The sequence below is a fragment of the Nonomuraea sp. NPDC003804 genome (genome assembly GCF_040610675.1).
Classification (GTDB): domain Bacteria; phylum Actinomycetota; class Actinomycetes; order Streptosporangiales; family Streptosporangiaceae; genus Nonomuraea.
The window spans coordinates 156,409-168,511 of record NZ_JBEXMT010000017.1 but is presented as its reverse complement, the minus strand read 5'-3'; the positions used below and the strand labels follow the sequence as shown (position 1 = coordinate 168,511).

At 73.9% G+C, this 12,103-nt stretch carries 11 protein-coding genes and 1 pseudogene; 2 read left to right on the top strand and 10 right to left on the bottom strand.

Going from position 1 to position 12,103, the window contains the following annotated elements:
• Nucleotides 1–33 precede the first annotated feature (33 nt).
• A complete protein-coding gene (locus ABZX22_RS23985; protein ID WP_354912805.1) occupies nt 34–843 on the top strand; it encodes an SAM-dependent methyltransferase in 810 nt (269 codons plus the stop codon).
• 165 nt (nt 844–1,008) lie between these two features.
• On the opposite strand, the gene ABZX22_RS23980 is transcribed toward ABZX22_RS23985, so the two are convergent.
• Entirely contained in the window at nt 1,009–2,244 is a 1,236-nt protein-coding gene (locus ABZX22_RS23980) for a hypothetical protein (protein WP_354912803.1), read from the bottom strand.
• Between the two features lie 159 nt (nt 2,245–2,403).
• On the opposite strand from ABZX22_RS23980, the gene ABZX22_RS23975 reads away from it, so the two are divergent.
• Complete coding sequence (locus ABZX22_RS23975) at nt 2,404–2,982, top strand: TetR/AcrR family transcriptional regulator (protein ID WP_354912801.1); 579 nt, start codon at nt 2,404–2,406, stop codon at nt 2,980–2,982.
• On the opposite strand, the gene pcaC is transcribed toward ABZX22_RS23975, so the two are convergent.
• The 9 genes and pseudogenes from pcaC to ABZX22_RS23930 all read right to left on the bottom strand — a co-directional run.
• The gene (pcaC, locus tag ABZX22_RS23970; protein WP_354912800.1) at nt 2,964–4,058 is read right to left on the bottom strand and encodes a 4-carboxymuconolactone decarboxylase; all 1,095 of its coding nucleotides are present in this window, start codon (nt 4,056–4,058) and stop codon (nt 2,964–2,966) included. The genes ABZX22_RS23975 and pcaC overlap by 19 nt on opposite strands.
• Nucleotides 4,055–5,392, bottom strand: coding sequence for a 3-carboxy-cis,cis-muconate cycloisomerase (gene pcaB / locus ABZX22_RS23965; protein WP_354912798.1), 1,338 nt, complete (start codon nt 5,390–5,392; stop codon nt 4,055–4,057). Before pcaB ends, pcaC begins: the two co-directional genes overlap by 4 nt.
• Nucleotides 5,379–5,915 carry a protocatechuate 3,4-dioxygenase subunit alpha gene (pcaG, locus tag ABZX22_RS23960; RefSeq protein WP_354912796.1) on the bottom strand — a complete coding sequence of 179 codons (537 nt, stop codon included), beginning with the start codon at nt 5,913–5,915 and terminating at the stop codon, nt 5,379–5,381. Before pcaG ends, pcaB begins: the two co-directional genes overlap by 14 nt.
• Nucleotides 5,912–6,652: a protocatechuate 3,4-dioxygenase subunit beta gene (gene pcaH / locus ABZX22_RS23955; RefSeq protein WP_354912795.1), complete on the bottom strand. Its 741-nt coding sequence runs from the start codon at nt 6,650–6,652 to the stop codon at nt 5,912–5,914. The genes pcaG and pcaH overlap by 4 nt, the downstream gene beginning before the upstream one ends.
• Nucleotides 6,653–6,661: 9 nt before the next feature.
• Nucleotides 6,662–7,807, bottom strand: a complete 1,146-nt coding sequence (locus ABZX22_RS23950; protein ID WP_354912793.1) for a thiolase family protein — start codon at nt 7,805–7,807, stop codon at nt 6,662–6,664.
• Nucleotides 7,808–8,025: 218 nt separating this feature from the next.
• Nucleotides 8,026–8,859 carry an ABC transporter permease subunit gene (locus tag ABZX22_RS23945; protein WP_354912791.1) on the bottom strand — a complete coding sequence of 278 codons (834 nt, stop codon included), beginning with the start codon at nt 8,857–8,859 and terminating at the stop codon, nt 8,026–8,028.
• Nucleotides 8,856–10,256, bottom strand: a complete 1,401-nt coding sequence (locus ABZX22_RS23940) for an ABC transporter permease subunit (RefSeq protein WP_354912789.1) — start codon at nt 10,254–10,256, stop codon at nt 8,856–8,858. Before ABZX22_RS23940 ends, ABZX22_RS23945 begins: the two co-directional genes overlap by 4 nt.
• Nucleotides 10,253–11,467 (bottom strand): maltose ABC transporter substrate-binding protein, encoded by a 1,215-nt coding sequence (locus tag ABZX22_RS23935; RefSeq protein WP_354912787.1) that lies wholly within the window; start codon nt 11,465–11,467, stop codon nt 10,253–10,255. Before ABZX22_RS23935 ends, ABZX22_RS23940 begins: the two co-directional genes overlap by 4 nt.
• 11 nt (nt 11,468–11,478) lie before the next feature.
• Nucleotides 11,479–12,103 (bottom strand): annotated as a pseudogene (locus ABZX22_RS23930) (hypothetical protein); the annotation flags it as partial.

Sequence of the window (12,103 nt, the reverse complement as noted above, 5' to 3'; positions counted from 1 at the left end):
TACGATCCTCAGCAACAGAGGAAGGGCGAGGGCGTGGAGCGCGACGGACAGCCGCCGGCGGTGATCGATCCCAGCACGCCGAGCGTGGCTCGCATGTACGACTACTACCTGGGCGGCAAGGACAACTTCCCCGCCGACAGGGCAGCCGCCGAGAAGATCATCGAGCTCGTGCCGAGCATCACCCGGATCGCCCGCGACAACCGCGACTTCCTCATCAGGGTCGTGCGCGTGCTGGCCGCAGCGGGTGTGCGGCAGTTCATCGACATCGGCGCCGGGCTGCCGACCAGGCAGAACGTCCACGAGGTCGCGCTGGAGGCCGCGCCCGACTCCAGGATCGTCTACGTCGACAACGACCCGATCGTGCTGGTGCACGCCAGGGCGCTGCTCGCCGAGACCCCGCGGACGATCGTGGTGCGGGCGGACCTGCGCGATCCCGCCTCGATCCTCGAGGACCCCTGGGTCCGCGCCCACATCGACTTCAGCCGCCCGGTGGCCGTGCTGCTGTTCGCCATCCTCCACTTCGTTCCCGGCGACCAGGAGGCGGCCGAGATCGTCGCCCGGCTGCACGCCCCGCTGGTCTCCGGCAGCCATCTGGCGCTGTCGCACAGCTACGCGGGCGACCTGACGGGCGAGACCATCAGGAACGGCCGGTCGGTGTACCGCTCGGCCACCCCCGGATCCATCACGCCCCGCACGACCGAGCAGGTCGGCGCCCTCTTCACGGGCCTCGACGTGTTGGAGCCCGGTGTGGTGCCGATCGACGCCTGGCGTCCCTCGCGGCCCGGCGTCGCGGCCGACTTCGACAAGCCGGGCCTGCTCGGCGCCGTCGCCCGCCTCCCGTAGCGCCGCCGGCCCTCTTCACAGGCGTCACCCGCCCCACGGCGCCTCCAGCCGTCTCTTCGCAGGCGTCACCGGCCTCCCACGGTGCCTCCGGCCGCGTCTTCGGAGGCGTCGCCCTCCTTCGTCGGCCAGCGTCTTCGAAGACGTCGCCCGCCTTTCCGGGCGCGGTCAGCCGGTGGCCGGTTCCTCGGCGGCGGCCGGTGCGCCGAAGCCCGCCGCCACCCGGTGGCCCAGCGCGGGCGGCAGGGCCGGGAGCGCCTGCCTGACCTGCTCGGCGCCCAGCGGCCCGAACCGCCCGGCGTGCTTGAGCGCGAGCTGGGCGGCGCGGCCCTGCACCTCGTAGGAGCTGTGGTGGAAGGCAGTGCCGAGCGCTGCGGCGATCTCGTCCGGCTCGACGGCGCCCTGCCGTACGCTCTGGTCCAGCCAGGTCAGGCCGGTGCGGGCGAGACCGGCCTCGGCCCTGAACACCAGCCCCTCGACGGCCTCGGCCACGTGGCCGGGTTCGTGCCGGGGCAGCCGCCGCAGGTGACGCAGCGCGAGCTCGGCGACCGGCCCCGGCGCGGCGGGCAGCAGCCGCAGGTAGTCGCGGGCCCGCGCGGCCACCTCCGCCTCCTCGGGGGCGAGCAGCTCGTGCAGGCGGACGAAGAAGCGCAGGTCCTGGGCGGTGCCGCCGCGCAGGAAGCGGCGCACGCACCCGTCGAGCAGCACCTGCCTGTCGTCGGGTCTGCGCAGCCGGCGCAGCCACGGCGACAGCGGTTCGATCCGCTCGTGCCGCAGCACCCTGCCGACCCCTTCGGCCTCGAACATCCGGGGCAGCAGCGCCGGCCACAGCGGATCGGCCCGCGGCCGCACCCCTTCCGACACCCAGGCGACGACCAGCGGATCGTGCTCGGGCGGCGGCGCTCCCGTGCTCCGCAGCAGCGCCAGCGCGAGCGGGGCGGCGACGTCCTGCGGGCCGCTCAGCCCGGCCGCCAGCCGTACGGCGAGGTCGGCCTGCCACGTGGCGGGCCGCTCGCCGAGCAGGCGGAGCAGGGGAGCCGGGTCGGCCGACACCACACGGCCGGAGAACGGCCGCCGGCGCGTCAGGTCGCGCCTGGTCAGCCACGACGCCACCGCGGAGACGGCGCTGAGCGTGCCGGCCCCCGCCAGCCGCACCAGGTCGGGCCACCTCTCCCACGGCTCGACCGTGTCGTCCCAGACGTCGCTGGACCAGCGCGCCTCGTCCTTGGCCTCGCTGCGGGCGCGCATGACCGCGATGTGGCCGCGCAGCTCGCCGGCGACCCGCTTGCGCTCGCCGCCGTCGAGCGCGAGCAGGCGCCGGACGAGCGCGTCCGCGTTGCCCGCGTCGATGAGGTCGCGGATCTCGGCCCAGGCGGTGGAGCTGGTTCCCATGTCCTGCGTCATGGGTGGGAACCATAGAGATCGTCTCCGACAGAAACGGCGGGCGTGACACCCGTGTGAGGAGGGCCGGAACCGAGGGCCGCGCGACCCTTGCGGCAACCGGCCCGAGGAGGTAGACACCGTGACCCTGACCCTCTGCTCCGCCGCCAGGGCGGAACAGTGGTGAGAGCACCGGGACGGCCGCGCAGCCAGGAGGTCGACGCGGCCATCCTCGCCGCCGCGCTCGACCTGCTCATCGAGTGCGGCGCCAGCCTGACCAGCATCGAGCAGGTCGCCCAGCGGGCGGGGGTGACCAGGGCCACGGTCTACCGCAGGTTCGCCGACAAGACCGCGCTGCTGGTCCAGGCGATCGAGTCGGTGCACAGGGACCACGAGCCGGGCGCGATCGACTGGCCGAGCGTCGAGGCGATGCTCACCGACTGGGCGCGCTACCTCGGCGAGCCCCGCAACCGCAGGATGCTGCGCCGCCTGTACGGCGCCGCCGACGACTACCCCGAGCTGCTGCGGGCCTACCGCGATCAGAACGGCGCGCGGAGGGCGGCGGCCGAGCACGCCGTACTGGCCGCGGCGCTCGAGCGCGGAGAGCTGCCGCCCGGCACCGATCTCGGCGTCCTGCAGCAGGTGCTGAACGGCTCGATCCTGCAGCACCTCGGCTCCCGTCCCGACACCGAGAGCACGGCCGACATCAAGGCCTACTTCGAGGCGGTGCTCAGGCAGCTGGGCTACCGGCCCTCCTCCTGAAGGACGCGCTGGGCGACGGCGAAGGCGGCGTTGGCCGCGGGCACACCGCAGTAGACGGCGCTCTGCAGCAGCACCTCGCCGATCTCGTCCGGCGTGAGCCCGTTGCGCAGCGCGCCCCGCACGTGCAGCGCCAGCTCCTCGGTGTGGCCGCGGGCCACCAGCGCGGTGAGCGTGACGCAGCTGCGGGTGCGCAGGTCCAGCCCCGGCCTGGTCCAGATCTCGCCCCACGCGTACCGGGTGATGAGGTCCTGGAAGTCGCGGGTGAACGGGGTGGTGCGGGCGATGGCCCGCTCGACGTGCTCGTCGCCGAGTACGGCCCGCCGTACCTCCATGCCGCTCGCCCTGCCCAGGTGGGCCTCCAGGGCGGCGGTGACGGCCTCGGGACGGTCGAGGTTGGCCAGGTGAGCGGCGCGCGGCAGCTCGACCAGGGTGGCGTCGGGCAGTCCGTCGGCCAGTTCCCTGGCGTGCGCGGGCGGGGTCGCCGGATCGGCGCGCCCGGCGATGACCAGGACCGGCACGGCGATCCGCGCCAGCTCGGGCCGCAGGTCGTAGCCGGCCAGCGCGTCGCAGCAGGCGGCGTACGACTCGGGGTCGGTCGCGGCCAGGTCGTCGAGAAGCGCGCGGACGGGCGGGCCGGCGAACCAGCGGGCCGCCGCGCCCTCCAGCAGGGCAGCGGTGCCGTGCTCCCGCACCAGGGCCGCCCGCTCCCGCCAGCCGCCGGGCTCGCCGAACCTGGCCGACGAGCAGACCATGCTCAGCGTCGTCACCCTGCCGGGGTGGTGGAGGGCCAGGTGGGCGCCGATCGCGCCGCCGAGCGAGATGCCCGCGTAGTGGAAGCGGTCCCAGCCGTGGTGGTCGGCCAGCCGCAGGACGAGGTCGGCCAGCCCCGCGACGCCGTCCACCCTGGCGGGCTCGCCGGCGCCGTGACCGGGAAGGTCGAAGCGCAGGACGCGATGGCGGCGGGCGAGGGCGGCCACCTGGGGCTCCCAGACGCGCAGCGACGTGCCGAGCGAGGGACCGAGGATGATCGGATGTCCGGCCGCGGGGCCGTCGAGCCGGTGGGGCGGCAGTGTCACGAGGTCTCCGGTGCCGGTGGCATGGCGGTACGGCGCAGCGCCCTGTCGACGAGTTCGGGCGCCGAGCCCAGATAGGTCGCCGGATCGAGCAGGTCGGGGTCGGCCACCTGCCGCGGGTCCTGGCCCTCGGCCGGCTCCCTGCCGGCCATGCCGGCCATGGCGGCGACGCGCTCGGAGAGGATGCGGCCGCCGGTCGCCTCCAGATCGGCGCGCATGCGCTCGGGGTGGACGCGCAGGCCCTCGGCCAGCTCGGCGGCGTCGCGCGCGGCCCCGCCGACGACGCGCAGCAGCTCGCGCAGCGGCTGCCACTCGGCGTGCCAGGCGCCGGCCGGCCGTTCGTCCTCGGCGGCCAGCGAGCCGTACAGGACGGCCGCCAGCGGTGGCGCCTGGCGGGCGGCGGCGGCGATCCAGGTGGCGCGCACCGGGTTGTACTTGTGCGGCATGGCCGACGAGCCGCCGCCCGCCCCCTCCGACACTTCGCCGATCTCGGTGCGCGACAGGACCAGCACGTCCGCGGCGAGCTTGCCGAGCGCGCCGGCGGTGAAGGCCAGGGCGCCGCCCAGGTCGGCGACGGGCGTGCGCAGCACGTGCCACGGCAGCGCCGGCTCGGCCAGCCCGACCTCCTCGGCGAAGGCCGCGGCCAGCGCCATCCCGACGTCACCGGCGGGCGGCGCGGAGACGGACGCGGCGGGGGACGCGGAGGGGGACAGGGCCAGCGCGTGGGCGTGGAAGGCGGCCATGGTCCCGGCCGCGCCGCCGAGCTGGGCGGGCAGCCCGGCGCGGACGGCCCGCAGGCGGTCGGCGGCGTCCAGCGCGAGCGCGCGCCAGCCCGCCGCCTTCAGCCCGAACGTCGTCGGCACCGCGTGCTGGGTGAGCGTGCGGCCGGGCATCGGCGTGGCGCGGTGCTCGGCGGCCAGCGTGGCAAGCGCGGCAGCCGTACGGGACAGGTCGGCGAGCACGTGCTCCAGCGCCCGGTGGGCGACGAGCATGAGCGCGGTGTCCATGATGTCCTGGCTCGTCGCGCCGAGGTGCACGTACGGCGCGCCCTGCGAACCGGCCGCCGATCTCAGGTCGGCGACCAGCGGGATCACCGGGTTGCCGCCTTCGCGGGCCCGCAGGACGAGCGCGTCCAGGTCGAACCGGCCGGCGCGGGCCGCCTCGGTCACCGCGCGGGCCGCCTCGGCGGGGACGGCGGGCAGCACCGACGCCCACGCGCGGGCCAAGGCCGCCTCGGCGTCGAGCATCGCCCGCAGCACCGCCTCGTCCCCCGTCGCCGCCTCGGCGGGCGAGCCCGCGCGACCCGCCGACAGCAGCCCCCGATCAGCGGAAGTCAAGGAACACCGTCTCCCGCTCGCCCTGCAGCCGCACGTCGAACACGTAGACCCCCTGCCGCTCCTCCCGCGCCAGCAGCGTCTGCCGCCGCTGCGGTCCGAGCCCGGCCAGCAACCGGTCAGTCTCATCGAAGCGCAGGTAGGCGCGGGTGTACAGGTGGTGGCCGAGCCCGCGCGCGAAGACGCACACCGAGATGTACGGCAGGCCGGGAACCAGCGTGCGCAGCATCCAGTGGCCGTCGGCGTCGGTGGCGACCCGGCCGAAGCCGGTGAAGTCGAGCCCGTGCCTGCCGACGATCGCCCCGGTGACCGGATCGCGGCGCAGCGTGCCCGGCGCGCCGCGCAACCCGCCCGCGGGGTCGGCCTGCCAGAACTCCAGCAGCGCGTCGGGCACCGGCTCGCCCGCGCCGTCGTACACGTGCCCGTGGACGACGATGCCGCCGCTCGCCAGGTCGCCGCCGCCGGCGAACGGCAGCGCGTAGCCGTAGAAGGGGCCGACGGTCTGCGAGGGCGTGGGATGCGTCATGACTCCGTCCAGGTGGCAGAGGGACCGTCGAGCACGATGTCCCACCGGTAGCCGAGCGACCACTCCGGCACCGACAGGTCGTGGTCGTAGGCGGCGATCAGCCGCCGGCGCGCCCGCTCGTCGAGCACCGAGTTGAAGATCGGGTCGTAGGGGAACAGCGGGTCGCCGGGGAAGTACATCTGGGTGATCAGGCGCTGGGTGAAGGCCGTGCCGAACACCGAGAAGTGGATGTGCGCCGGCCGCCACGCGTTGACGTGGTTGCGCCACGGGTAGGCGCCCGGCTTGATCGTGGTGAACGCGTACCGGCCCTCGTCGTCGGTCAGGCAGCGGCCCACGCCGGTGAAGTTGGGGTCCAGCGGGGCCGGATGGTCGTCGCGCTGGTGCGCGTAGCGGCCCGAGGCGTTGGCCTGCCACACCTCGACGAGCTGGCCGCGCACGGGACGGCCGGCCCGGTCCAGCACCCGCCCGGTGATGGTGATGCGCTCGCCGAGCGGCTCGCCGCGGTGCTGGCGGGTCAGGTCGGCGTCCAGCGCGGTCACGTCGGTGGCGCCGAAGACCGGCCCGGCCAGCTCGGCGGCTTCGGGGTCGTCGACCACGACCAGCGGCTGCCGAGGATGGCGCAGGGCGCTGCTGCGGTAGGGGGCGAAGTCGCGGGCGGCGTGGTGCAGCTCGGCGCCCTCCTTGAGATACGCCTCGTGCAGTTCGGCGATCTCCGCGGAGATCTGCTCTTGCGTCATGGGGGCTCCTCAGCGTTCCAGGACGACGGCCAGGCCCTGGCCGACGCCGATGCACAGGGCGGCGAGGCCGATGCCCGATCCCGCGGCGGCCAGCTGGTGCGCGACCGCGCCGGTGACCCTCGCGCCTGAGGCGCCCAGCGGGTGGCCGACGGCGATGGCGCCGCCGCGCGGATTGACGACCTCGGGGTCCAGCTCGGGCAGCTCGGCCAGGCAGCCGAGCACCTGGGCGGCGAACGCCTCGTTCAGTTCGACGACGGACGGCTCGCGGCCGCGCAGCGCCTTCCGCATCGCCTCGACCGGCGCCAGGCCGAAGTACTGGGGTTCGATCGCGCTGACCGCGCTCCCGGTGATCCTGGCCAGCGGTTCCCGGCCGACACGGGCCAGCCCCTGCCGATCGCACAGCAGCAGGGCGGCCGCGCCGTCGTTGAGCGGCGAGGAGTTGCCCGCCGTGACCGTGCCGTCGTGCCGGAAGGCGGGCTTCAGCCTGGCCAGCGCCTCCATCGAGGTGTCGTCGCGGATCGACTCGTCGCGTGTCACGTCGCCGACGGGCACGAGCTCCCGCGTGAAGTCGGCCCGCGCCGCCTTCCGGTGGCTGGCCAGCGCGTAGGCGTCCTGGGCCGCCCTGGTGATCCCGTGCTTGTCGGCGATCAGCTCGGCGCCCTCCCCGAGCGGCACGGTCCATTCGGGCGCCATGCGCGGGTTGACCAGGCGCCAGCCGAGCGTGGTGGAGACCAGCTCCTGGTTGCCCGCGGGAAAGGCCCGCGACGGCTTGGGCAGCACCCAGGGGGCGCGGCTCATCGACTCCACACCGCCCGCCACCACCACCGACGCCTCACCGAGCGCGATGGCGCGGTAGGCCTGGATCACCGCCTCCATGCCCGAGCCGCACAGCCGGTTCACCGTCGCGCCCGGCACCCCGACCGGCAGGCCCGCCAGCAGGACGGCCATGCGGGCCACGTTGCGGTTGTCCTCTCCCGCGCCGTTGGCGTTGCCGAACACGACGTCGGCGATCGCGGCCGGGTCGAGGGCGGGGGAGCGGGCCAGCAGCTCCCTGACGACGTGCGCCGCCAGGTCGTCGGGGCGGACGCCGGACAGCGCGCCGCCGTACTTGCCGATGGGCGTGCGGACCGCGTCGACGACGTAGACCTCGTTCACAGCCACGACGCTAGGGCGCCGGCCGCCTGACCGCACGCACCCGCTTCCGGTGAGCGGAAGCTGCCGCGCGCCCTCAACCGACATCGATCCGCAGGCGGAGCCGGCCGTCCTCCATCCGCACCCGGGCATCGAGGACCGTGGGCCGGCGTACGCGCCGACGGGGGTCACGGCGGCGCGGCAGAAGCCATGGGCGTGCCCTTCCCCCGACGGCCTCGGGGTCAGGTCTTGACCGCCCCGGCGGTGAGGCCGCCGGTGATGAAGCGCTGCAGGAACTGGAAGAGGACCAGCACCGGCAGTGCCCCGATCAGCGCGCCGGCCGAGAAGACGCCCCAGCTCTGCCCCAGCTGGTAGGAGACGAGCTGGTAGAGGCCGACGGCGAGCGTCTGCTGGTCGGGGTCGGTCAGCACCAGGCCGGCGATCACGAAGTCGTTCATGGTCGCCACGAACGAGAACAGCGCCACGACGACCAGGATGGGCCGCACCAGCGGCAGCAGGACCAGGAAGAAGACCTGGGCGTGGGAGGCGCCGTCGATCTGCGCCGAGTCGTCCAGGTCCTTGGGCACCGAGTCGAAGAAGCCCTTCATCAGGTACGTGTTCACGCCGAGCGCGCCTCCGAGGTAGACCATGACCAGGCCGAGCCTGCTCCCGAGGCCGAGCGGCGGGAACACCTCCTTGACGGCCGACAGCAGCAGGAAGATCGCGACATAGGCCAGGACCTGGGGGAACAGCTGGATGAACACCAGCCCGAGGAGCCCCGCCCTGCGCCCCCTGAACCGGAAGCGCGAGAACGCGTAGGCGGCGCACGCCCCGAGGAACACCGACCCCGCCGCCGTGATCAGCCCGATCGCCATGGAGTTGGCGAACCAGCGGGGGAAGGGATGCAGCTCGTCGGTGAACAGCGTGGCGTAGTGATCCCACGTCACCGCCGCGAACAGGTCGTTCGACCCGGTCAGCGTGCCGCTGGGGTTGAGCGAGGCCGCGACCACGAACACCAGCGGGAACAGCGCGACCGCCACGGCCGGCAGCCCGGCCAGATGCCTCCACGCTCTCATGCCGCCTCCAGCCGCCGTGCCCTGCGGAACCCGGCCAGCGAGACGGCGGCGATCACCATGAAGATCACGATGGAGACCGCGCACGCCAGGCCGTAGTTCCTGGAGGCGCCGCCGAAGGCCAGCTTGTACACCAGCGAGATCAGCAGGTCGGTCGATCCCACGTCGACCGGCGCGTTCGCGTCCCTCGGCCCGCCGCCGGTGAGCATGTAGATCACGTTGAAGTTGTTGAAGTTGAAGGCGAACGTCGCCACCAGCACGGGAGCGGTCGATGCCAGCAGCAACGGCAGCTTGATCGTCCGCAGCACCCGCCACGGCCCCGCCCCGTCCATCTGCGCGGCCTCCGACAGCGTGGGCGGGATCGCCTGCAGGGCGCCGGTGCAGATGAGGAACATGTAGGGGAAGGCGATCCATACGTTCACCAGCAGCACGCTCAGCTTGGCCAGCCACGGGTCGGACAGCCAGGGGACGCGGGCGCCGCCGAGCAGCACGTCGTTGACGAAGCCGTGGTCGGTGTTGAGGAGCCCCTGCCAGAGCAGCGCCGCCATGAACGCGGGGAAGGCGTAGGGGAAGATCAGCAGCGAGCGGTAGATCCGGTGCCCGTCCAGGAGCAGCGCGAGCGCGAGCCCGAGGCCGAAACTGAGCGCCACCGACAGGATCGCGAAGACGAACGTCCAGGCGAGCACCTCCAGGAACGGCCCCCTGATCCCGGAGTCGGTCAGCACGCGGGTGAAGTTCTCATGGCCGACGAAGACCTTCCAGCCGGGGCTCAGGGCGCGCCCGTCGGCGGCGGTGAACGCGCCGCGCCCCGTGTCGCGGTACACGGTGGTCCCGTCGGTGATGCTCCCGGTGGCCGCGTCGTAGGTGAGCGTGGCCCGGTACAGCGTGGCCGTCATGCCGTCGGCGGTCTTGAGCGTGCCGCCGTCCGCCGGCTCGCGCAGCGCCGTGATCTCCGCCTGCCTGGCGACGATCTCGCCGTACGTCAGCGGCCGCCATCCGGCCGCCGGCCGGCCCTGCACCAGGAGCCCGAGGCGCCCGTCCCGCTCCATCACCCTGATCGGGTACGGCACGGCCCCTGCCACCTTCACCTCGCTGCCGGCCAGGATCGCCGCGACCGCGTCCGCCTTGCTCCCGTTGTGGCCGTCGCCGTAGTTCGTGAACGCCGCGTAGCCGGTGTAGAGGACCACGTACACCTGGTACACGAGAAGCAGCACGACGCCGGGCGCCAGGTACTTGGCGGGCACGGCCCGCCTGCTCAGGTAGATCCGGTTGATCGCCGCCGTCCCCGCCAGCAGGCCCGCGAACATCCACCACGACCGTTGCGAGCCGAGCGCCACCAGCCCGTACAGGGCCAGCGCGTCAGCGACCGCGAGCGGCAGCAGCCTCAGCGCGCGCTTCACGAGTAGCCGATCTTGGCGCGGATCTTGTCCCCGGCCTTCCTGGTCAGCTCCGCTGGGTCGCCCTCGCCAGCGATGATCGCCAGCTGGGACAGCCCCCAGTCGGCCCACACCGCGTCCATCTGGGGGACGTTGGGCGTGGGCACGCCTTCGGCGGCGGCCTTGGCGAACCCCGTCATGACCAGGTCGCCCGCGAGCTCGTCGCGCACCGACGTCATCGCGGGCGGGCGCCCTCCCGCCGCGTGCAGCGCCTTCTGCGCCTCCGGCGTGGCCAGGTAGTTGAGGAGCAGGTCGTTGGCCAGGATCGGGTTGGCGCTCTTGGCGCTGATGTAGAACCCCTGCACGCCCACGAACGGCCTGGCCGGCTCGTCTCCCGCCGGAGGCAGGGCATCCACCGAGAACGGCACGCCCGCCTTGACGACGGCCGGCGCGTCCCACGGCCCCGTGACCAGGAAGGGCGTCTCACCCTTGAGGAAGGCGCTGGTCGCGATGTCCCCGGTCAGCGAGGTGGACACCGCCTTCCGCTGGGCCAGCTTCCGCAGGTACGCGGCGAACCGCAGCCCGCCCGCGTTGTCGATCTCCAGGTCGCCGCCCTCACCGAAGACGCGCGAGCCGAAGGAGGTCTGCAGGGCGTAGAGGTGGAACGGCGAGCCCGCCTTCGGATCGACGGGCAGGCCGACGGGGTGGACGGCCCTCCCCGCGGCCACCAGCGCCTCCCCCTTGGCCACCAGCTCGTCGAAGGTCCGGGGGGCGACGGGGACCAGCGTGTTGTTGCGCAGGACCGCCACGCTCTCGACCGCGTACGGCAGGCCGTAGGTCTGCCCCTGGTAGGTCATGCCGTCCAGCGCCACCTTCGAGAAGAGCGAGGCCTTGGCTGAGAGGTCGAGCGGGCTGACGACGCCGTTCTGGACGAGCTTGCCCAGCCAGTCGTGCGGGCCGACGATCACGTCAGGCCCCTGGCCCGAGGGCGCCTGCGAGACGAAGTCGTCACGCAGGTTCCCCATCGCCTTCTGCACGATCTTGACCTTGACGCCGCGGTCCTGCTCGAACCGGGCGGCGATCCGCGTCAGCGGGGCGGCCCTGTCGTCGTCGGCCCACACGGTCAGTGTCGGTGTGGCCGCGGGCTTGTGCTCGGCCGCGCGTTCGTCCTGCGCGCAGCCGGCCAGAGCGCATCCGGACAGCAGGAGGGCGGTGAGGATGGGAAGGGTACGCATCGGGGTTCTCCTCAGGATCCGGCGTGCGGATCGACCTGGGCGGGATCGCTCCAGCCCGCGACGCGCACCCACACGCGCCGGTCACCGTCGTGCCGTAGGGGGGTTCGGATGGGCAGGCCGTCGGCGCCCAACCCGTCGCGGCGCCAGCCGCGGCCGACGGTGCCGTTGAGGCCGACGCCGCGGGGCAGCCGCCACGCGCCGTGGTGGACGCCGGGCGCGACCTGGGTGGTGACCAGGCCGGAGAAGTAGACGGGTGAGTCGGCAGGGGTGTCCACCGGGACGACGACGGTGACGTCGAGCAGCGCGTCGGGCGCGCCGTCGACGACCGTGACCCGCTCGGTCACCTGCAGTTCGCCTGTCCTGACGACGACCTCGGCGGTGCCGGCCCCGGCGCCGGTCAGCAGGCCGTGGCCCGCGGGCTCCAGCACGTGAGGCGGCCGCCACGTCACCTCGGCGCTCAACACCGAGTAGACGCAGCCGTCCGCCCGCACGCCGACGGGCGCGACGTCGACCGCCTGGCCCACGGCGACCGTGCCGTCCGTGCCGTCCGTGCCGTCCGTGCCGTCCGTGCCGTCCGTGCCGTCCGTGCCGTCCGTGCCGTCCGTGCCGTCCGTGCCGTCCGTGCCGTCCGTGCGT